Annotated in this window: 20 protein-coding genes and 1 pseudogene; 15 read left to right on the top strand and 6 right to left on the bottom strand. The window is 59.7% G+C overall.

Going from position 1 to position 21,812, the window contains the following annotated elements:
- Positions 1-133 precede the first annotated feature (133 nt).
- Positions 134-1,359: pseudogene (chrA, locus tag P3T40_RS37310) on the bottom strand (chromate efflux transporter).
- 285 nt (positions 1,360-1,644) lie between these two features.
- Here chrA and P3T40_RS37315 point away from each other — a divergent pair.
- The 10 genes from P3T40_RS37315 (at position 1,645) to P3T40_RS37360 (ending at position 12,366) form a co-directional block, all read left to right on the top strand.
- Positions 1,645-2,232, top strand: a complete 588-nt coding sequence (locus tag P3T40_RS37315; RefSeq protein ID WP_429272712.1) for a cytochrome b — start codon at positions 1,645-1,647, stop codon at positions 2,230-2,232.
- Between the two features lie 480 nt (positions 2,233-2,712).
- Positions 2,713-3,927 (top strand): phenylacetate--CoA ligase family protein, encoded by a 1,215-nt coding sequence (locus P3T40_RS37320; RefSeq protein WP_429272713.1) that lies wholly within the window; start codon positions 2,713-2,715, stop codon positions 3,925-3,927.
- Positions 3,927-4,685, top strand: coding sequence for an enoyl-CoA hydratase/isomerase family protein (locus P3T40_RS37325; RefSeq protein ID WP_429272714.1), 759 nt, complete (start codon positions 3,927-3,929; stop codon positions 4,683-4,685). Before P3T40_RS37320 ends, P3T40_RS37325 begins: the two co-directional genes overlap by 1 nt.
- Positions 4,686-4,687: 2 nt before the next feature.
- Positions 4,688-5,386, top strand: coding sequence for an HAD family hydrolase (locus P3T40_RS37330; RefSeq protein WP_429272715.1), 699 nt, complete (start codon positions 4,688-4,690; stop codon positions 5,384-5,386).
- An 18-nt stretch (positions 5,387-5,404) separates the two neighbouring features.
- Positions 5,405-6,544, top strand: a complete 1,140-nt coding sequence (locus P3T40_RS37335; protein WP_429272716.1) for a branched-chain amino acid ABC transporter substrate-binding protein — start codon at positions 5,405-5,407, stop codon at positions 6,542-6,544.
- 18 nt (positions 6,545-6,562) lie between these two features.
- Entirely contained in the window at positions 6,563-6,961 is a 399-nt protein-coding gene (locus tag P3T40_RS37340; RefSeq protein ID WP_429272717.1) for a thioesterase family protein, read from the top strand.
- A 144-nt stretch (positions 6,962-7,105) separates the two neighbouring features.
- Positions 7,106-8,935, top strand: coding sequence for a sigma-54 interaction domain-containing protein (locus P3T40_RS37345; protein ID WP_429272718.1), 1,830 nt, complete (start codon positions 7,106-7,108; stop codon positions 8,933-8,935).
- 518 nt (positions 8,936-9,453) lie between these two features.
- On the top strand, positions 9,454-10,197 hold the full coding sequence (gene phbB, locus P3T40_RS37350) for an acetoacetyl-CoA reductase (RefSeq protein WP_429272719.1): 744 nt from the start codon (positions 9,454-9,456) through the stop codon (positions 10,195-10,197).
- Between the two features lie 618 nt (positions 10,198-10,815).
- Positions 10,816-11,301: an adenosine-specific kinase gene (locus P3T40_RS37355; RefSeq protein ID WP_429272720.1), complete on the top strand. Its 486-nt coding sequence runs from the start codon at positions 10,816-10,818 to the stop codon at positions 11,299-11,301.
- Positions 11,302-11,412: 111 nt separating this feature from the next.
- A complete protein-coding gene (locus P3T40_RS37360) occupies positions 11,413-12,366 on the top strand; it encodes an ATP adenylyltransferase family protein (RefSeq protein ID WP_429272721.1) in 954 nt (317 codons plus the stop codon).
- Positions 12,367-12,395: 29 nt separating this feature from the next.
- Here P3T40_RS37360 and P3T40_RS37365 read toward each other — a convergent pair whose 3' ends face one another.
- The 5 genes from P3T40_RS37365 to P3T40_RS37385 all read right to left on the bottom strand — a co-directional run bounded on the left by P3T40_RS37365 (position 12,396) and on the right by P3T40_RS37385 (position 18,155).
- Entirely contained in the window at positions 12,396-13,127 is a 732-nt protein-coding gene (locus P3T40_RS37365; protein WP_429272722.1) for an ABC transporter ATP-binding protein, read from the bottom strand.
- Positions 13,115-14,923 carry an ABC transporter permease subunit gene (locus P3T40_RS37370; RefSeq protein ID WP_429272723.1) on the bottom strand — a complete coding sequence of 603 codons (1,809 nt, stop codon included), beginning with the start codon at positions 14,921-14,923 and terminating at the stop codon, positions 13,115-13,117. The genes P3T40_RS37365 and P3T40_RS37370 overlap by 13 nt, the downstream gene beginning before the upstream one ends.
- 3 nt (positions 14,924-14,926) lie before the next feature.
- Entirely contained in the window at positions 14,927-15,826 is a 900-nt protein-coding gene (locus P3T40_RS37375) for a branched-chain amino acid ABC transporter permease (RefSeq protein WP_429272724.1), read from the bottom strand.
- Between the two features lie 25 nt (positions 15,827-15,851).
- Positions 15,852-17,045 (bottom strand): branched-chain amino acid ABC transporter substrate-binding protein, encoded by a 1,194-nt coding sequence (locus tag P3T40_RS37380; protein WP_429272725.1) that lies wholly within the window; start codon positions 17,043-17,045, stop codon positions 15,852-15,854.
- 264 nt (positions 17,046-17,309) lie between these two features.
- Positions 17,310-18,155 (bottom strand): urea carboxylase-associated family protein, encoded by an 846-nt coding sequence (locus P3T40_RS37385; protein WP_429272726.1) that lies wholly within the window; start codon positions 18,153-18,155, stop codon positions 17,310-17,312.
- A 235-nt stretch (positions 18,156-18,390) separates the two neighbouring features.
- Between P3T40_RS37385 and P3T40_RS37390 the strand changes: the two genes are divergently transcribed.
- The 5 genes from P3T40_RS37390 (at position 18,391) to P3T40_RS37410 (ending at position 21,213) form a co-directional block, all read left to right on the top strand.
- Positions 18,391-18,615, top strand: coding sequence for a CDGSH iron-sulfur domain-containing protein (locus P3T40_RS37390; protein WP_429272727.1), 225 nt, complete (start codon positions 18,391-18,393; stop codon positions 18,613-18,615).
- A 181-nt stretch (positions 18,616-18,796) separates the two neighbouring features.
- A complete protein-coding gene (locus P3T40_RS37395; protein WP_429272728.1) occupies positions 18,797-19,297 on the top strand; it encodes a universal stress protein in 501 nt (166 codons plus the stop codon).
- Positions 19,298-19,950: 653 nt separating this feature from the next.
- Positions 19,951-20,310, top strand: coding sequence for a hypothetical protein (locus P3T40_RS37400; protein WP_429272729.1), 360 nt, complete (start codon positions 19,951-19,953; stop codon positions 20,308-20,310).
- A gap of 211 nt (positions 20,311-20,521) precedes the next feature.
- Positions 20,522-20,890 (top strand): hypothetical protein, encoded by a 369-nt coding sequence (locus P3T40_RS37405; protein ID WP_429272730.1) that lies wholly within the window; start codon positions 20,522-20,524, stop codon positions 20,888-20,890.
- Positions 20,887-21,213: a hypothetical protein gene (locus tag P3T40_RS37410; RefSeq protein WP_429272731.1), complete on the top strand. Its 327-nt coding sequence runs from the start codon at positions 20,887-20,889 to the stop codon at positions 21,211-21,213. The genes P3T40_RS37405 and P3T40_RS37410 overlap by 4 nt, the downstream gene beginning before the upstream one ends.
- Positions 21,214-21,812 lie beyond the last annotated feature (599 nt).

Raw genomic sequence — 21,812 nt, forward strand, 5'->3', positions numbered from 1 at the left:
GTACCACGGGGCCTTGATTCCCAAGGCGGCTTCAAAAAGTTGGGTCTGGCTCATCGGTTCAAGTTGTCTTGCAGGGCTGGTTGCCGCATTCTGCCGCAACCAGCCCTCTCTCAGCTTGCTTTTTCAACGCGCGTCAAGTATTCGCTTCGCCGGGCTGGCGCCCGTACTTGACCCGCCAATCCACCCATTGAGAATTTAAAAGAGGCAGAAAAAAGCCGGTGGCTGCGATGGCAAAGTCGAGTTCCGAGAGAACCGCACCAGTCCAGACCGGCGAGTACAGCGCGGTTGCCAGTAGTCCAACAACCGAAGCATTCACCCCTGCAAGCATGGCAGCCATTGACGGGCGAGCGCGCATGGCTTGCCAGTAGGGCAGCGCCGCAACCACGAGCAGCAGACCTGGCAGGAAGATGGCCACAGTGGCGAGCAACGCACCGGTCCAGTGGTTCGGCGCCTCGACCATCATCCAGCCGAGAAATGCTGCGAACGTGAACAAGGGACCGGGGACTGCCTGGGCGGCACCGTAGCCTGCGAGAAAATCATTTGACGAGACCCAGTTGGTTGCGACGGTTTCCTGTTGCAGGAGCGGAAGCACGACGTGCCCACCACCAAACACCAGGGCACCCGAGCGGTAAAAGGCTTCGAAGACCTTGACCGCCTGATCCGCATGGAATCTGACCAGCGTCGGAAGTCCGAACAGCAGGACACAGAAGAGGATCAGCGCGCAGGCGCCCACCGTGCGGGAAGCAGGGAAGTTGTGTGTGTGTTGGGGTAGGCGGCCGTTATCCGGCGACTCACTGTCTGACACAACGCGAGTCCGAGTGCGGCACCGAGAACGATGACAATGAGTTGCGCGTAAACGGTCGTCAGAATGCTGAGTACCGCAATCGCGATGAGCGCGATGGCAGCACGGCGTTGATCCGGACATAGGCGCCGTGCCATATCCCAAACTGCTTGAGCGACGACAGCGACAGCGACAAGCTTCAAACCATGTATCAAGCCGCCACCGACCCGGCCGCCAAGACTCGGGGCGATGGCCGCAAAGCCGAGCAACAGCAGGACCGAAGGCAGCGTGAATCCGGCCCAGGCCGCGAGTCCCCCCAGCCACCCAGCTCGCAAAAGACCAATCGAGAATATCACCTGGCTGCTCGCCGGCCCTGGAAGGAACTGACAGAGTCCGACCAGATCGGTGAAGGTTTCGTCATCGAACCAGCGTCGCCGTTCGACGAATTCCCGGCGAAAGTATCCCAGATGGGCAATGGGACCGCCGAAGCACGTCAGCCCCAATTTGAGAGAAGCCGCAAGAACCTCCGGGGCGGATCCCGACCGGGTCGGGTGTGCGGAGGTGAGCCCAGTTTCAATCATTGCGGTTTTCCAGGTTGAGAAGATCAGCACGCCTGCATGAAAATCCTGGTCATCCATTATATTCGGGCGGCGACAGCATTGAATTTCAATTATGGAGCGATCCTGTCTCACGGTGCGTCGCGCGAAGCGGGGCAGCGGGATCCCTCAGTGCGGCCCATCAGATTTCCTTAAGGTGCGATTGTTATCATTATTTGCTAGCAGCGGCGAGAATTTGCCGGCACTCGATTTGCCTCGCTGGCCGCTCGTCTTATCAAACACAGCGATGTCCGTGAACATTGGGGGATGGGAGTGCGTAATGTCCAGGCAAGTACACGCCCTGCTTATGACGTCACCGCGCGCACGCTGCACTGGTTAACCGTTTTATTGATCGCGATGCAGTTTGTGATCGGTTGGACGATGCCCGACATTCATAAAGGCACGCAACCCGTTGGCCTGATCGCCTGGCATCTCGGCGTAGGTTCGACATTGCTTGCGGTGATGGTGGTCAGGGTGATGTGGCGGCTGACCCATAAGCCCACACCGGACGACTTGCCGCCTGTACTTAGCATCGTCTCGCGTGTCACGCATTTTCTGCTCTACGCCGCCCTGCTTGTTGTGCCGCTGCTCGGCTGGATTAATGCATCCTCACGCGGCTGGACGGTTCGCTTGCTAGGTGTCGTGCCATATCCGTCACTGAGCACGCCAGGCTCGACGTTCGGCCACGCAATGGGCGATGTGCACGGCATCCTCGCATGGGTACTTTTCGCGCTGATCGGTCTGCATGTCGGCGCGGCGTTGTTCCATCGCCTCGTTCTGAAAGACCATGTGTTGCAGCGAATGTTGCCTCGAGCAGCGCCCTCCGGAAAGGGCCCTGCCGACCGGGACTATTGAGGTTCCGCATAAATGCGCGAAGGACATCGAGAACCTCATCGCATCGACTCAATTAGCTGGCTGCGCGGCGCAAACAATGACATCAACTAGACCGCTGCAGACTCCGTTCTGAACGAACGTTAAAAATCTTTACGTTTAAATTCGAAACGGTCCGGCGCCGGAGCAGCCGCGCATCACGCGCAGGGCTGCCAGCAGGGCCACCACCACCATCCCGCTGACCTTGGCACAGACTTTGCGTTTGCTGGGACCAGGGCCAGTCGGGCGCTAGTCAACCACGCGCTGGCCCGAGAACGCTCGAATCTTCTCCATTGACGAAATCAAATATTTTAGACGTACTAAAGGATTGTGGATATGAATACAGCGTCAGGCACTGACAGGAGAACCCCGCTTTTTGACGAAGCATTCGAGACCTTACCTCTGCCACAGGTCCGCAAACATCAGGACGAACTTTGGTCGAGGCAGTGGAACTACGTTCGCTCAATGTCGCCGTTCTACCGGACCAAGCTTGCCCACTGGATCGATCGCGATATCACCCTGGACTCACTGCAGGAACTGCCATTTACCGAGAAGGACGAACTCCGTATCAGCCAGGAAAACTGCTCCCCCTATGGCGACTACGTCTCATGCGGCGAGGCGGCAGTAGCGCGTTTGCACCGCACCTCCGGAACGACCGGACGTCCGCTGATCCTCGCCAACAGCGCGGCGGACGCGGGTCGCATCGCTCGAGTCGGTGCACGTTCCATGTGGGCGGCCGGTCTGCGTCCAACCGACCGCGTGGTTCATTGCCTGAACTACTGTATGTGGACGGGTGGCTTTACGGATCACACGATCCTCGAGGCGACTGGCGCAACCGTGGTGCCATTTGGCGTCGGCAACACCCGACTGCTGATCGACTCCATTGTGGGTCTTGGCATCAACGCCATCTCCTGCACGCCTTCCTACCCCGGCTTGATTGAACAGATCCTTCGCGAAACCGGTGAACTTCGGCCACGTGACCTGAAGCTCACGCTCGGCCTCTTTGGAGGAGAGGCTGGACTTGATAACCCGGACCTTAGAAATGCGATGGAGGAAAAATGGGGATTCAAGGTGCGCAACGCGAACTTTGGTCTCTCCGAGGTTTTGAGCATTCTTGGCGGGCAGACAGACTGGACTCACGACCTTCTGTACCACGCGAGCGATGTCGTGTTCGCGGAGATTCTCGACCCTCTCGCCCTCGAGCGTCTTCCGATTGAAGACGGAACCGTGGGTGAACTTGTCTGCACTCACCTCGCGAAGGAGTGTCAGCCACTGGTTCGCTACCGGACCCGGGACATCGTCACGGTGACCGGCGTCGAGCCGGGACCCGACGGTCGCACCGCCTGGCGGTTCAGGGTCACCGGCCGCACTGACGATATGTTCAACGTCCGGGGAATCAATGTTTTTCCTGGCGCCGTCCGGATTGCGGTCGACTCGGTGCCTCAATGGGCGTCCGGAATGTTTCGGATCGTTTTGAAGGGGGAGGGGCCCTATGACCGCATCACGATGACGGTTGAAGCTGCGCAGGGTCTCCCCGTTACGCGTTGGTCCGAAGCGGCGGAGCGGGTCGAGGCCGCAGTGCGGACGATGGTGGGTTCTACCACCAAGGTCACGATGGTTCCGTTTGAACATTTCCCGCGCACCGAAGGCAAGACGCGCTGGGTCGAGAAGGAGGCTTGATGAGCTACGCAACTGTCGAGAAGTCGGGCGCCGTCTCAACGGTCACGCTAAACCGTCCGGAACGCCTGAACGCAATCAGTGGCGACTTGCTGGACGACCTGCATGGCGCACTCGTGCAGGTCAACGCGGATGAGGACTGCAAGGTGATTGTTTTCACCGGTGCGGGACGTGCATTCTGCGCTGGCGACGATCTGAAGGAATTCGCGCGGCAGACCGAGAGCGACGCGAGCATTCGCAGTCACATCGAACGGATTCAGACGATCACACGCGATCTGATGTTCAACGGCAAGCCCGTTGTGGGTGCGGTCCACGGATTCGCGGTCGGTGGTGGCTTTGAGTGGCTGCTCAATTGCGACCTGGTCGTGGCGTCGGAAGAACTGGTGTGTTTCTTCCCCGAGATGGAGTGGGGGCAGTTTGTGACCGGTGGTGTGACCCAACTGTTGCCTCAAAGCATCGGGCACCAGCGAGCCATGGAGCTTTGGCTGCTTGGCGAGCGCCAGACTGCGGATCAATTGCACGCGCTCGGGCTGGTGAATCGGGTTGTCAAGCGGGAAGACCTGCTCGGTACTGCCAGGGAACTGGCCTCCCGTATCGCCGGGCGCTCGTCGTTCTCCGTTTCGCGACTCAAGCGTCTTCTTACGCAAGAGCTTTCCGGGGATTTGGGCCGCAGCCTTGAGCTGGAGCAGCAGGCAACCATCGCCGCATTTGCGACACCTGATGCTGCCCGGCGCGTGCAGACATTTTTGAAGAGGAAATGACGATGGACATCAAGGCACTGACGTTTGATTATTTCGGAACGCTCGTCGATGTCGACAAAGGTGGGATGGCCGGCATCGCCGAGGTCATGCGCGTCCTCGGGGTTGATTCTTCTCACTCGATTTTCAAGGTCTATCTTGAGTGGGACATGCGCAATGTCCGTTTGTATCGGGGAAGCGCATACCGTAGTTACCGCTCGGTCGCGCAGGAGGCGCTGACCAGCTGCTTCAACGACCTGTTTCCGCAGGCCCTGTACGGTCACGACGTTGAGAAGCTGACCGACACACTGCTCGCGCACCTGGTCGAGTCCTCGCCGCCGCACGCCGATGCGGTCAACTTCCTGGAGTGGGCTGGCTCCCGGTATCCGTTGATGCCGATTACCAACATGGACACTGACCTTTGGCGGCGCAGCCGGCTTGTGAGCTACTTCGAGCACGTCACGACGGCGGAAATGGCGAAGGCCTACAAGCCGTCACCTGTTATTTTCAATCTCGCGCTGGACCGGCTCGGTGTCAATGCCGGCAACGTCATGCATTGTTCGCTTGCCAGTTGGGCCGATGTCGACGGCGCGAAGCCGGTTGGAATGAACGTCGCCTGGATCAACCGGACAGCAGACAAGCTGGGGCCGTGGCAGCCTCGTCCGGATTTTGAGTTCAAAACGCTTTCGCCAGTTCGTGATCTTCTACAACAGTTGGAGTCCTAACGCTTCAGGGGAATTGAAATGAACCGCATTACCTTGATGTTTGCAGCGGGAACAATCGGTCTGGGCGCGCTTGCGGTGTCGTTATGCGCTGGCGCGGAAACAGTTGTGAAGATCGGTGCCGCTGGCCCGCTTACCGGAAGTTCGGCACAAAGCGGGAAGGACGACGAACGCGGTGTTCAGTTGGCGATCAACGAGCTTAACGCGCGGAAGATGATCATTGGCGGGCAGCCGGTCAGGTTCCAGCTTGAATCAGTGGACGACCAGGGCGATCCGAAGGTTGGGGTCAACGTTGCGCAGAAACTCGTGGACGATGGCGTGGCGGTGGTGATCGGCCACTACAACTCGGGCGTCAGTATCCCGGCCGCCCGCATATACAACGATGCGCATATCGTCATGATCACCGGGGCCTCTTCGAACCCGCAACTGACGAAGCTTGGGTTCCCTTATGTGTTCCGCCTCGCGACGAACGACAATGTCATGGGTGGGCGTATGGCCGACTACTCGGCCAAAGTGCTGCACGCAAAGCGCGCGGCGGTCATTGATGATCGAACTGCCTACGGTGCCGGTGTGGCTGACGTCTTCGTTGCGACAGCGCAAAAGGATGGCGTGCAAATCGTGGCGCGGGAATACAGCACTGACAAGACGACCGATTTCAAGGGAATCCTCACGCACATCAAGGCCGAGAATCCGCAGGTGGTCTTCTATGGTGGCTATTACGCCCAGGCGGCCACGCTCGCGCGACAAATGGTCGACCTCGGAATTACCGCGGCGCTCGTTGGCGGCGATGGCATCTGCTCCCCGGAGTTTGCGAAGCTCTCCGACAATGTGATGGACGACAAAATGTTCTGCGCCCAAGGCGGAACACCGCTCGACAGCCTGCCGGATGGCAAGAGCTTCCGTGAGAAGTTCAAGAGCGCTTTCAACGCAGACGTAGACACTTATTCGCCAGCTTTTTTTGCGGCAACCATTGTGGTTGCCGAGGCCATGCAGACGGCGAACTCCACGTCTCCGGAGGTGTATTCCAAGGTGATGCATCGTCAGTCGTTCACGAGCATGCTCGGGCCGGTGAAGTTCGACGAACAGGGCGACTGGGTCGATGCGCCCGTGACTGTGTACAAACTCACGGGTGGCAACCTGACGCCCACGGTCCTCAAGTAGCACGTCTATGGAGTTCATATGATTAATGACGGAGCCAAGGCCACCTTGAAGCGCCTTGTTGGAACATCGGATCTGGCCTCCGCATACGGCAACGATGCCGGGGAGCAATATCCGGAGGTCATGTCCACGCCGGCGATGCTTGCTCTGATGGAGCGTGCGTGCGCCGAAATCATGCGCAGCGAGCTTAAGGATGGACAACTATCGGCGGGGGTAAACACGCAACTGACGCACTCGGCCCCGACTCCGATCGGCGTTGAAGTATCGGCGACCGCCACCTTCAAATCGGTGGACGGGAATCTGTATGTTTTCGAGGTGGTCGCCAACGATCCCAAGGGGCCGGTCGGTCGGGGTACTCACGCTCGAGCGATTGTTGATCGCACAGCTATCGAGAAGCGCGCTGCGTCGCGGCGGGAGTGACGATACGGGAGCAAGGGGCGCGCGCAAGACCGGTATGTTGCAGCGGTGAGGGTGCAAGCTTTCAGCGAGGGGGTGGCAAGGGGTCGACATGACTATTTTGCCGCTGGTAATGTGAACAGATCAGCCACTGTTCTGTGAACGATAATGAACGAGCAAAATCCCTTTGCCGCCTTAACCGTACCGGACTTGCAGTCTGCGATCGACACGGCCTGTTGGCGCGAGGCGAGAAGCGCCGCAGCCCTCCGGTTTCACGCCTACGTGTTTACCTTGAGCGACGAGGGGATTCCCCTGGAATCTTCTGTACGCGAAGCGGACGAGCTCGCCGGCTTATGCGGCATTGATATCGGCACGATCGATTTTGCCAGCATCATTGAAACCGCAACACAGTCGGTTGTGCCCGGCGAGAAAGCGTCAATCGTTGTTCCGTTAGGCCAACACTCCCTGGAGTGCGCTATTACTCCCGTGGCCAGTGGCGCGTTTCAGGTTGTCCTCATTGCCATCCGGCATCGCCAGGCGAATGCACAACCGCTGGACGACCTTCTGGCGCTGTTGCGCGTAACACTGGGCGTTACATTACGAAGTCACCTCGATCTAGTCGCACATCAAATGCTGGTTGAGGAGCAGAAGGCCATCATCGACCACATCGGCGACGGACTGATGGTGCTTGGCCGGGGAGGGGTGGTTCGACATGCCAGCACCATGGCTGGCCGCATTCTCGGAATCGATCCGGTCGCGAGCATTGGCAAGCCGCTTGGTGATCTCATCGATTTCGAACCCATCATTGCCCCGATATTCATTGACGGTGTGGGCTATGTAGACCGGGAACTCATTATTGACTCCCCTGCGCGCCATCTGCACCTGATCGATACGGCCATTCCGATCAAGAACAGTTGCGGGGAGGTCGTTTCTGTCGTCAACACCTTCCGCGAGATAAAGCGCGTTCGCAGGATAGCCGGTAAGTATGCGGGCAACTATGCGCGCTATACCTTCGAGAGCATTGTCGGACAGAGCGAGAGCCTGCGCGATGCGGTGGCCGCTGCGCGCAAGGCGGCTCGCGGATCCGCGAATCTGTTGCTCAGCGGCGAGAGCGGAGTAGGCAAAGAAGTGTTCGCGCAGGCTATCCATAACGGGAGTTCCCGGCAGGCGCAGCCGTTTATCGCAATCAACTGCGCGGCATTGCCGCATGACCTGATCGAGAGTGAACTGTTCGGGCACGCACCAGGCAGCTTTACGGGTGCAACGAAGGAGGGGCGCCCCGGTAAGTTCGAGTCGGCCGACGGCGGGACAGTGTTTCTTGATGAGATATCCGAACTGCCGTTCGACGTCCAGGCCAAGCTCCTCAGGGTCCTTCAGGAGCGTGAGGTCACGAGGCTCGGCGACACCAAGGGCATACCTATCGACGTCAGGATTATCTGCGCGAGCAACCGCAACCTGGAAGTGATGGTGGCAGCGAAGGAGTTCAGGGAGGATCTGTACTACCGCTGCAATGTGATCGAGATATTCATCCCCCCGCTGCGCTCGCGTAAGGAAGACATCGACTCCACCGCGACCTTCTTCCTGCAAAAATATGCCGCCTTGCTCAGCAAGCGGATTTCCGGATTCAGTCAGAAAGCGATTGAGCAGATGAGCGCCTACTCGTGGCCGGGGAATGTTCGGGAACTGGAGAATCTTGTCGAAAGGACCGTCAATATGAACGATGACGGTGTGATCGACGATGTGGCCGCGCTCCTTCGTCCGCAACGTACCGGTAGCGTTGACGCATCAGGGCAGTCGGAGGCCGGACGGCGGGTTGATTCAGGAAGCGAGCAACCGGTTCAATCGCTGAAGGACATCGAGCGCGAGGCCATCAGTCACGCGCTCGCGGCCTGTCATTTCAATGTCACCCGCTGCGCCGCAATACTCGAAATATCAAAGCCGGCGTTGTACGCGAAGGTAAAACGATACAACATCAAGCTGGAGAGACCGCTACACTGAGCCGGCCGCCTCCGGTTTCGCTCTGCCTCGTGTAGGGTATTCCCCTACATTGATGCGTGCTGAATCCCTGTTTCGGTGCGTTAGAATGACTGCTCTAATGATGCGTCGCACAAACTGTCTGTGCCTCGAATCGATCGCGCGGCTGCGTGATCCCAGGTTTCCATCCAGTCTGGTATTTATCAGACATATGTTTAGTTCTGCTATGGAGAACCTGAATGAGCGTATTCATATCTGAACAAATTGTTTCGATGCGGCAAGGCAACGTTACCTGGCCGCTCGGGACTTTAAGGACTTAAGGCAGTGCGTCTGCGTGGCGGATTGTCGTCCGCAGGCGTATCAAACTTCATTCGCGCAATACCACAAGCCTACAAAAACCCGCGCAGTTCGATCAATGCCGAAGCCATCCCTCGCGCCACGCCGGGGATGTGAAGCATTGTGGCAAGCCGATGGCCCGGTTGTGCGGGACGGCCATTGGGTATTCATGATCCTCGCAGATATTACGATCACGGATGGATAGGATGACTAAGCGAATCGCTGTAGTGACGGGCGGCATGGGTGGCCTTGGAGAAGCGATCAGTACGAAACTGCATGACACCGGTTATGCAGTCGTGGTAACGCATTCGCCGAACAATACTGGCTCAGCCGAATGGCTGGCAGGCATGGAAAAGCAGGGCCGGAATTTCCGTGCGTACCCGGTCGATGTGGCGGACTACGACTCGTGCCAGCATTGTGCAGCCAGAATTCAGGCTGAAGTCGGACCTGTCGATATTCTGGTCAACAACGCCGGAATTACTCAGGACATGACCCTCAGGAAGATGGACAAGGTCAACTGGGACGCAGTCATTCGTACCAATCTGGATTCGGTCTTCAATATGACCAAGCCGTTTTGCGAAGAGATGGTCGCGCGCGGCTGGGGGCGCATCATCAACATCTCGTCTGTCAACGGCTCGAAGGGGTCAGTCGGGCAGACCAACTACTCCGCCGCGAAGGCCGGCATGCACGGCTTCACCAAGTCGCTGGCACTGGAGGTGGCACGCAAAGGCATAACCGTCAACACGGTTTCGCCGGGCTACCTCGCCACGAAGATGGTCACCGCGATTCCGCAGGAGATTCTGGACTCGAAGATCCTGCCGCAGATTCCGGCCGGTCGTCTCGGCAAGCCGGACGAAGTTGCAGCGCTGGTCGGCTTTCTGTGCTCGGAAGATGCAGCTTTCGTGACTGGGGCCAATATCGCCATCAATGGCGGCCAGCACATGCATTGATGCGTTGGCCTGTAACAAGGCGCGCGTCAGATCGGGCGTTCCACTACGTACACCGAAACAGAGAGGAAGGATTCGATGGTGCAGACGAAACAGAGCTTGTACCACTGCGCACTGACCACGACAACCGTCGTGATCAGTAAAACCTATGCTACGGAGCTATCAACCGAAAACGGCAATCGCCGCCCTTATCCAGCGCTTGTATTCCAGCAATGCAGCAATGCGAATGCGTGTCCCAAGCTAGAGCGATGTTCGCTTTGAGCAACTTCGGCAATTAAACGCTCGCGCTGCACGCGCACGACGCATCACAATGCGAAGGTTTCATCGGGCGGTTTCTGCGGCAAAAGTCAGCGGATCCCCAGCCGCCCGATTTTTTTTATTTACCTTCAACAAGGTGGCTGGCCATCGTTCATTGAGCCGGGCAGCTTCGCCGTTGCCGCCGGACCCGACTGCCACGACGCCCTATCCCCCGGCCGCGTCACGCTTCCGCTGACCGCCCGTTCGTACTAGTCTATGAAAACCGTCTACGCAGTCGTCCCTTTGAGAAATACGCCGCACCGACGCGGCCCAGCGACGACCGTCTGACTCCCGTGTCCTTACCGCAATAGAGCGAGGCCCACCATGCAATTGCTCACGGTAACAATCGTCAAACCCGAAGCGACCAACTTCGTCCTGGGGCAGTCCCATTTCATCAAGTCAGTCGAGGATCTGCACGAGGCGATGGTCGGCACTGTGCCGGGTATCAAGTTTGGTTTGGCCTTCTGCGAAGCGTCCGGTAAGCGCCTCGTGCGCCGGTCCGGCACCGACACCAGCCTCATCGAACTGGCGTGTCAGAACGCCACGGCCATCGGTGCTGGTCACAGCTTCATCATTTTTCTGGGCGATGGTTTTTACCCAGTCAATGTTCTGAACGCGATCAAGGCCGTGCCGGAGGTCTGCCGGATCTTCTGTGCTACGGCGAACCCCACTCAGGTTTTGCTTGCCGAGACGGACCAGGGGCGCGGAATCCTTGGTGTCGTCGACGGCGCTGGGCCGCTCGGCGTGGAAAACGAAGAGGACGTTCAATGGCGCAAGGATCTGTTACGCGCAATCGGTTACAAGGCATAGGCCCAACTGGTCTCATTCCGGGAGTCGCCCGCCGGCCCACCTGATCCGCAGGGCTCCAGTCGCGGGAAGGCTTCCGCTTTTCATCGTCCTCCGCGGTGCCGCGATCGAACTATGGAACATCTACGTCTTGAGCCCGGCACCCTGTGGCCGGCCATCCTGCGCCAAACGGAGCATGCGCTGCGTTGCGGTGCGCTGCGGCCGATCGAAACCACCCAGGAGCTGGCTGACGAAGGGGGCATGCGCTTTATCGTCCGCCAGGTGTCAAGTCTCGCTTGCAAGGAAGCAACCCGGCAGGCGACCAACGCCAAGCCGGAGGAGCGCAAAGCGGTCAATCCTTTCCTTCCTTATGACCCAGACCTGTTCGTTGCCGATCTGTCGGACACGCACGTTGCCTTGCTCAACAAATTTAACGTCATCGACCATCATCTCCTGATCGTCACCCGTCGTTTCCAGACGCAGGAAGCGCGGCTCGATCTGGCGGACTTTGCATCATTAGCCGCCTGCATGGCTGAGTTCGATGGCTTGGCCTTCTATAACGGTGGTGCGGAGGCTGGAGCGAGTCAACGTCACAAGCATCTGCAGATGGTGCCGCTACCGCTTGAAGGGTCGGGAGCGCCCCTGCCCATAGAGTCCGTTCTTGCTCACGCACGCATGGAAGGTGCGATCGGAGCGGTACCCGCGCTTCCGTTTCGGCACGCGTTTGCCCGTCTGGACCTGAGCCCTGACGCCTCGCAACCTGCAGCCCAGGCTGCTTTTGATTGCTACCGCGCGTTGCTCGATGCGCTCGGCCTGCAGGCGATCGAGGTGAACGACGAACTGCTCCAGCCGGCGCCGTATAACCTGCTTGTCACACGCCGCTGGATGCTGCTCGTGCCGAGGATTGCTGAGTGTGTCGAGGGCATTTCGGTGAACGCGCTGGGGTTCGTGGGATCGCTCTTCGTGCGCAACCCTGCACTGATGCAAGTCGTCAAGACGCTCGGCCCGATGACCGTGCTGCAACGCGCCGCTGTTTCGTCAGCCATGCCAGGCTTTCCGCGTTTATTGGGAGACGGTCAGCCGATTTGACTGCCAGCCCTTCCACATCTGGGCTGACATCACTCGGAGGCGACGGCGCCGCCGCCCAGATACGCTGCGCGAACCCGGCTATCCTGCGCGAGTTCGTGGGCTGGGCCGTTGAGCGCGATCCGGCCGCTTTCCAGCACGTAGGCCCGATGCGCAATGCGGAGCGCCTGACGTGCGTTCTGCTCGACAAGAAGGATCGATGTGCCTTCTTTGCAGATATCGGCAATCATGCCGAAGATCACGCGCACCAGCTTCGGCGCCAGTCCCATGGACGGTTCATCCAGCACGACGAGGCGTGGCCGCAGCATCAGAGCGCGTGCGATGGCCAGCATCTGCTGTTCGCCACCGCTTAGCGTCCCCGCCAACTGGCTGCGCCGTTCACCGAGGCGCGGGAAGGTCTTGTAAACGCCGGCTATCCGCTGTGCCAGCACGGCCCCGTCGCTACGGATCAGGTAGCCGCCGAGGCGCAGATTTTCCTCGACGGAGAGCGACCCGAACATGCGACGGCCTTCCGGCACGTGACCGAGACCCAGCGTAACAATCTGGTGGGCCCGCAGCCCGGTGAGCGGGTGTCCGTTCAGCACGATTTGTCCCGCTCGCGGGCGGACCAGCCCGGAAATGGCGCGTAGCGTCGTTGTCTTGCCCGCTCCGTTGCTGCCGAGCAACGCCACAATCTCACCCTCGGCAACGTCGAGGGATATGCCATGCAGCACCTCCACGTTTCCGTAGCTCACCTGCAGGTCGCGGATTTCTAGGAGTCCCACAACGATTTCTCCCCGCTGGCATCGTCGGCCGCTTCGTCTGGTTCAGCCGTCCCGAGATAGGCGTCGATCACGTGCGGGTCGGCCTGGATCTCGGAGGGCGTTCCCTCGGCGATGATCACGCCATGGTCCATGACGATGATCCGGTCCGACACGCCCATCACCAGCATCATGTCGTGTTCGATCAGCAGCACCGTCACGCCAAGATCGCGGATTCGCCGGATCAACTCCATCAGCGCGTGCTTTTCGGTCGGGTTCATCCCCGCGGCCGGCTCATCCAGCAGCAGGAGCTGCGGGTTGCTGGCGAGGGCACGGGCAATTTCCAGCCGGCGTTGATCGCCATAGGGCAGGTCGGCAGCACGCTCGCCCGCCCTTGCCGCGAGGCCGACGAAACTGAGCCAGCGCAGGCCTTCCGCCGCGTGATCCGCTGCCTCGGCACGCGCCGAGGGCAACGCAAGCAGTTCGGCGAGGAGCAACGTCCGCAGCCGATGATCCATGCCGGTCAAAACGTTCTCGAAGGCCGTCATGTTGGCAAACAGGCGAATGCCCTGGAAGGTGCGCGCCATACCGGCATGCACGATGCGATGCGGTGCGCCTCCGGCGAGCGACGTGCCGCGCCAGAGTACCTGGCCGCCTGTCGGGCGGATCACGCCGGTAAGGCAGTTGAACACCGTTGTCTTCCCGGCCCCGTTGGGGCCGATCAGGCTGAGGATCTCACCGTTGCGCACGGTAAAGCTGATACCGCCGACAGCCAGTACGCCGCCGAAGCGGCGCTGCATGTTGCGTACATCGAGCAGGATTTCGTCGCCGGCCACCGCTCGGGGGGCGCGTGCTTCAGCTCCGCCGGCGCGCTCGCGCGGTGGCGCCACGCGGCGCAGCGGCGCCGGCCACAGTCCTTGCGGCCGCAGCAGCATCAGGATGACAAGCCCTATAGCGAAAGCAAAGATGCGCCAGAGGTTGAGAAAGCGCAGCAACTCGGGCAGGCCCGCCACGATGACGGCGCCGAGTATCACGCCAGGAATGCTGCCCCGGCCGCCGAGCACGACGACAATCAGGATGGTGACGGATTGCAGATACGTGAAGCCGGTCGGGTCGATTGTCCCGAAGCGGGCGGCGAACAGGCTGCCTGCAAAGCCCCCGATCAGTGCACCCATGACGTAGGCGAGCATTTTGACTCGCAAGGTCGGCACGCCGACGGCTTCAGCGGCCGCCTCGTCTTCGCGGATGCTGGTCCAGGCGCGCCCAAGCCGCGACTGACCCAGGCGGATTGCGAACACCAGCACCAACGCGAGGAACGCGATGCCCAATTCGTAGACCGCCCGCGGCGAGCTGATTTCATAACCGAACAGGCTCGGCGGAGAGATGCCATAGATACCGTTCGGGCCGCCCGTGATGTCGAGATTGGTGGCAACAATGCGCGTGATCTCGCCGAACCCAAGCGTGACGATTGCCAGATAGTCGCTGCGCAGACGCAGGGTAGGGTAGCCGATGACGATACCCGAAGCCCCGGCAAACGCCAGGCTGAACGGCAGCGTTTCCCAGAACGAGAAATGCAGCAATGTCTCCAGCAGCGCCGTTGTGTAGGCGCCGATTGCAAAGAAGGCCGCATAGCCGAGATCCAGCAACCCGGCATAACCCACTACGATGTTTAGCCCGAGGCCCAGGATCGAATAGGTGGCGATGGTCAGGCCGACGTCGACGATATAGTTGCTGGCGACCGCTGGCAGCGCCGCGGCGGCAACCAGCAGAGCGATGCCAGTGGGCTGAGACCAACGCGATGACGCTAGCATCGTGCGCATGGGCTACATTCTCTCGACGACGCGTTCGCCGAACAAACCGGTCGGTTTGATCACAAGCACGCCGATCAGCACGCCGAACACGAGCACATCGGTCCACCGCGAGGAGACATAGCCGGCGCCGAAGGCCTCGAGCAGACCAATCAGGATGCCACCGGCCATCGCGCCCGGAATGTTGCCGATACCGCCAAGCACTGCAGCGGTGAATGCGCGCAGGCCGAGCACGAAGCCCATGAAAAAATTGATCTGCGTGTAGTAGAGCCCTTCCATGACGCCTGCCACGGCGGCGAGCGCCGAGCCGATGAAGAAGGTGAGCTGGATCAGCCGTTCGACATCAATACCCATCAGACGCGCCGCGTCCTGATCGATTGCCAGTGCGCGCATCGCGGTGCCGACGAAGGTGCGGTGAACGAAGAAATACAACGCGAGCATTAGCGCAAAGCTGGCCACGATGATGCCGATCTGGGCGAACGTAATCTGCACGCCGTGGAATTCGAGCCCTGCCTGGGTGAGAGCATGGGGATAGGTACTGAAGCCGGCGCCGTAGAGCAGCAGCACGCCGTTTTCCAGCGCTAGTGAGACGCCGAGTGCCGTGATCAGAATCGACAGCCGCGGCGCACGCAGCAGTGGCTGGTAGGCAACACGCTCGATCGCGAGACCCAGTGCGCCGGTGACCGCCATGGCGGCCACGAGAGCAATCAGCAGCGCCAAAGCGAGCGGCATGTGCGCTGCGGCAAGCACCGTCAAACCGGTCCAGCCGATGAACGCGCCGACCATGAACAGGTCGCCGTGAGCGAAGTTGATCAGCCGGATGATCCCGTAGACCATCGTGTAGCCGAGGGCGACGAGGGCATAGAACGAGCCGATTGTCAGCCCTTCGACCACAAACTGAAGGAAGTTGCTCATGGCGGGGAGCGGCGTGCTACAGGGACTATTTCATCGCCACCCAGTGTCCGCCGGCATCTTGCTTCTGGTAAGGCGCGAAATTGTCGCCGCGGACGATGATGGTGATATACACCGCCACGCTGCGGTCACCCTTCGGGTTGAAGCCAATTGTCCCGGTTGCGCCCTGATAGTTCGAGATCTTGTGCAGGGCAGCCGTTATCGCGGCGGGCGTGTCCGACTTGGCGTCTGCGATCGCTTTCGCCGTCACCCCGATAGCATCGTATTCGTAGACGGAATACGGTCCCGGCCCTTGCCCGTAGGCCTTTGTGTAGTCGTCGACGAAGCTGTGCGCGCCGCTCAGGAACTGCGCCAGCGGCGCCGTGGTAATGATCATGCCTTCGGCCGCCGGGCCGGCTGTCTTCATCAGCGTGGGGTCGTTGGTGCCGTCACCGCCCATCAAGGTCATCTTCAGCCCCAGTTGGCGGGCCTCCTTGACGATCAGGCCCGCTTCGGAGAAGTAGCCGGTGTAGTAGATCACGTCTGGATTTAGCGAGGCGACATGGGTCAGGGTTGGTGAGTAGTCCATCTGACCGGGCGTGATCGCATCGTTGTAGACGACATCGACACCGTCCTTTTTCAGGGCTTCCACGGTGTTGTCGGCGAGACCCTTTGCGTAGGTCGTGTTGTCGTTGATCACCGCTGCACGCTTCGCATGTAGCGAATTCTTGATGAAACCGGCGGCAAAGGGACCTTGCTCGTCGTCACGGCCAATCGTGCGGAACACGCCGTCGTACCCCATCTCGGTCAGCTTGGGATTCGTTGACGCATCGAGGACGTAGGGAATCCCGGCGCGATGAAATGTCGTCAGTTCCGGAAGCGCCGCGCTGGAGCAGTAGCCGCCGGCCACTGCGACGACCCCTGCATCGACGAGTTTCTGGGCCGCCTGCACGGCGGTCTGCGCGTCGCAGGCGTCGTCCTCCGGCACCAGTTCGATCTGCTTGCCTAGCACGCCGCCGGCCGCATTGATTCTGGCGGCGGCAAGCTTGGCGCCGTTGACAATGTCAGTGCCGGCATTGGCACTGCTGCCCGACAGCGGTACAGGAACGCCGATCTTGATGGTCTGGCTTTGCGCCGACCCAGGGGCGATGCCCGCGAGCACGGCCAGAGCGGCCAGGGTCGCGATTGTCGTTTGCCGCACGGCGCGAGCTGCGCCGGGCAATCCATTCTTCTGAGCATTCATGTTGAAGACTCCTTATTGTGACCTGCAACCCCGCAACTGGTCTCGTCGCAGCGCTACCATGAAAGCGCTTTTTTCATAATAGATCGCGCTGCACATTTGGGCCGTATAGGGTATGCGCGTATAGAACACGGTACAAAAAGGTTCGACAACGTACTATTTTTGAATGGCGAGCAGCTTTGCATGTGACGGGAGTAAGTGCGCTCGAGACCAGTTTTGCCGACGCCTGGTGGCGCCGGGGCACCTGCGCAAGGCCGCGCCCCAATCTCATTTCCATTGCGGCTGCTGCAGCGTCATCCCATGCTGCCCTTTATACGCAGCCACGGCGGGCGGCGTCCAGCCGTCCAGCATCTGCGGTGCGAGCCGGTAGATCTCGATGCCAAGCGGCCGGCATACCTCCAGCGGATCGCGCGCATCCGGTCCCCACATCGGCAACGAGAGATCGCCGCCCGGACAGGTCGACAGCGCGCAAAGCAGGTCGATTTCCGCGAAAAATTCGAGGTAGTCGCCTTTCTTTGCCGGGCATGCCTTCATGAAGTATTTGTCTTCGAGATTGAGGCCCGTGCACTGGAACACGTTTAGCACGTCGTGTACGTCGTATTCGGTCAGTCCGTACGGAGCGATCGCGCGGGTGAGGTTGGAGTGGCAGTGGAAATGAAAATCCTCGCCAGTCAGCATACGGTTCACGTAGGGATCGCAACGGGTGCCGAGCAGGTCGTGAACACGGCCGCCATGCTCGTCGACGCCGTAACCGGCGAGGCTGTCGTCGGTGATCGTCACCATCGGACGCAGGAACGGGAGCGTCGACCACAGACGGTCGAACGTGCTCACGTGCGCCTGCTGCAGCTGACGTGTGCGTGAGGCCCACATGCGCTCGCGCGGGTTGTGCTGGTTCCACATGTTCAGGTCGGCCACCTGCGGACCCTCGATCGTGACGATGCGGAACACATGGCCGGCTGGCACGGTCCAGGCTTGACCGGACCTGATTGGCACGACGATCGATTCGACCAGCGCGCGGGTGTCGTGCTGCGAGGCGATACGTTGATAGAACGCTTTGTCGACATCGAGTCCGGAACCCTGGGTGGATTGGTAGGCAGCGGGGTAATTCAACATGGCGGAGGCTCCTTTATCTGGCTCGCGGACAGGTCGCGCAGAGGCACGCCGCCGTTTCGCTACGGATCGCTTCGATCCTATCGCAGCGACGCGGTGTCCAAAAGCAGCTCGGCCACATCCGAGACCTGAGAACTCTCCGAAAGTACGCCCCGGCCCTCCGTTATGGGACCAAGATTAGGCGTCGGCCCCGCGAGGTCGAATTGTCAGTGGAATTTCATACTCATTGGAGGCTTAAATGGCGACTGCAACCATCATCCCCCGGAACGACGGTCCATATCACATCAAAGGCGACTTTAAGCTCATGACTCAGGGCGGAACACCTATAGGGGTGGATAAGGATGAGGTGTGGCTATGTCGATGCGGTCACTCGCAAAATAAGCCTTTCTGCGACGGTTCGCACAAGAAGGCCGGGTTTCTGAACAACCTCGACGAAGGGCCACAGGAAGGCCAGACGCCTTGATGCATCGCGCTCACGGCCGGCGTGACGTGCATCGTGTTTGTCACGGGTATGAGCTGCGCACCAGACCGTCGTCAGGGTGACTATACTGAAAGAGGCCGCCTTGATTCAGGTGTGCCTGGCTTGAGCGGCAAGCCTCGAACAGGATGTCAAGGCGTACTCGCCTGGCCGCGGGGAGAAACGTATGTTCAAGCATCTGCTAGTGCCGACCGACGGCTCGGCGCTCTCCGAAGCCGCCATTCAGATGGCGGTGACGCTCGCCATGGAAAGTGGCGCCAAAGTCACGGGGCTCCATGTCATACCGGAATTTCATGTCCTCGCGTACGGCACCGAAATGATCGCCGACGAAGAGGAGCGAGTCGTTCAGTCCAGCCGAAAGCGCGCGGATGACCACCTCGCGGTCATCGCCAGAGCGGCCGCGCAAGCCGGTGTCGAGTGCGATACGGTGGCGACGAATCGCGCCCACCCGTACGAGGCGATTATCAGCGTCGCGATGCAACGAAACTGTGATCTCATCGTCATGGCGTCCCATGGACGAAGCGGTATGCGCGCGTTGTTGCTCGGCAGCGAAACTCAGAAGGTCCTGACGCACAGTCAGATCCCGGTCCTTGTCGTCCGGCAGTCGACGCAGGCCGGCGTGCACGGTGGAACGGAATCCACCGAGCCGGAGTCGTACAGTCCTTGATTCGAGGCTGAAGCCGGAGAGTGCGGCAGATTCAGGCGACGAACGTCGAAGACTCGCCTCAGCGTCCTAGCCACTCCGCAGGGGTCACTCCGGGTGCGCCGCTCATTCGCTTCCGAGCCGCCCGCAGGGCTTGCGTCGGGTAGTGTATCGGGCCGACACGTGAACAGCTGCCCTGACGTTGGTCGAATCCTCCCAGAATCGACTCCGGGATTTACTGAACCATGCTGAGCCGATAGCACCGGGTACCCGAGGGTGTTGAAGGCGTCGACGAGTCACTTTCGCTCCCGCGTGGACAAATTCCTCTGCGAGCGCTTGACCCTCCCTATCGATCGCGCCTGTCCGCCTATCTACTGAGTGAGCCTCACGGCATGCGAGCAGATCTGATGTAGTGCATACCCGCGTCAGGCCGCTGCGGGCGCACTCCAGACGCACTTTCTGCGTCCTTCCTGCCACTTCAAGTTGCATCGACGCAGACGAGCGTTCCCGGCGATCTCCTCTGGAGCAATCGGCTCTCGCGTGTTTGATGTATCGCTTCGTGGCCCTGCGGCTCTCGTTTGTCGATTTGCATTGGTCACGGCGTACCCGAAACTGGATTCGCGAGTGCGGGCCACGACTACGCGATTCACGTTCTAACGCTAACCAGGAGAAATCACATGCAGAACCGTCAACGTTGTTCCCGCTTTTCTGTCGTCAATTCAGCGTACGCTGACCTGCCGCGCCCGGTTCATTGGGCCCTCAACAGCCTGGGCGCGTTCTCGCTCGCGGCTCCACACGTCTTCTCACTGCTTTCGTGGTTTCTGCTCACGTGGAGCATAGACATGTTGCAGGCAGCCTTTGGAATGGCAAGAGCCGGTGCAATCTTCGCGCTTTTCGACATGTTGAAACTCGGTACATCGCTGTTTGTGTTGATTCTTGCCCTTGATCTCTGGTCAAGCCGTGCTGAGTGGTCCGAAATAGTCTACGAGATTGTCGACGACAGTTCCGAGGACTTCGTAAGGCTGCTGCGGCGATAGCCTCAATACCGATCTCCGTTCGGATGTGTTGTGGTCGCGCCCGAAGATAGGCGCGGTCATTGACAGTGATCTCTGACGTTTTCGCGATGTACCAATGGGTCCCGTGCCGACCGCTTGTTCCGGTCCGGGGCCGCTTGAATTTTCGTTCACATGATATGGCAGAACGTGCGCCGAGAAGTGCGCGCGTTCCGTCACGCAGAAGGGAGTGACCATGAGCTTTCTCATCCTCGCAAATGTTCCGTTTGATGCCGCGCAAGAAAGAGTTGCAGCTGGCAGCAACGCCCGGTCCCATGGCTCGAAATTCGTATTCTTCGATGATCCGGGACGGCTTCTAAAGGCTTTGAGTCCCGAGCGGATGGAGATCATCAGGTTGCTTGGTGAAGAAGGTCCAATGACGGTGGAATCGATTTCGTCGTTCCTTGCTCGTGAAAAGCTGGCGGTCATGCGTGACCTGCAAACCCTCCTTGATCTCGAGATCATCGACCTGGATTGCGATGCGAGCTACCTGTTTGGTTTCAGCGGGATTCGCATCCTATTGCAATATCCGCCTTTCAGCTTTATGGAAAGGAAGACCGGATGAACGCGTCACGCGAGCCAACAGAAACGCAGCAGGAACCGGCCGGAGTGCTGATCGTGCATCTGGAGTATGAGTCAGTGCAGGAAGATGGAACGCTGCCAACTGGAGCGCTCATCGAGGTGGATGGCGCGTGTCGAGTCGGTACTGTGGCGGACGGATCTGGTGTTGACGGCTGCGAATCCGGTGCTACCCACTGGGCGCTCTTTCTCTTTCCGCGTGACGCGCTTGGCAACGTCGCGGGATGGTTCTTCCTGTTTCTTGATCAGTGTGCATTTATCGATGCATTGCCTGAAATTTACTTTGCTGGAACGCTGAGACTACATTGATGCGAAGGTTGGCGTCTCAGACGCGACGTTTCGACCCAGGCACGGCACGGCACGGTGCGGTTGGCGGTTCGTGCCTGCCAGGCCAAAGCCTCAAGGCAGGCAAGGCGAGCTCGGAAACGCTTGCCTGCAGCGCCAGCTTCAGGACGTTGAGGATCAGGATCCATCAAGGATCCGTCCTTTGGCAACGGTGTCGCTATACGTAATACGGGAGATGATGCGCCGGTTCCCTCCCCTTGATCCTCGCGATTTGCACACGCTAGACCCCATGGCATCCTGGTTATGTCGATGCGAGAAGAATTGGTGCGGCAACACGGCAGGAAGAATGTGTGCATCGAGCGGCTCGATACCTGATCCCTGCAACGGCACGCACGTGGTCCGAGGCAACCTTTCTGTCGCGCCTGGCCGGCAGGTCAACCTGAAGTGAGTTTACATGGCTGCTTCAAAAGCATGGCTGCACGTAGTAGGGATTTTTTAACGAGGACATGAGGAAGAACGTTAAACACTACGGCATGTATTTCTCGTGAAGTTCGGGCATTCATCAGGAATTAAGCTGGGTTCCTGATAGCGATCGCACGCTGCATACACGGACGAATGCGACG

The organism is Paraburkholderia sp. EB58, from assembly GCF_050436665.1.
GTDB lineage: Bacteria > Pseudomonadota > Gammaproteobacteria > Burkholderiales > Burkholderiaceae > Paraburkholderia.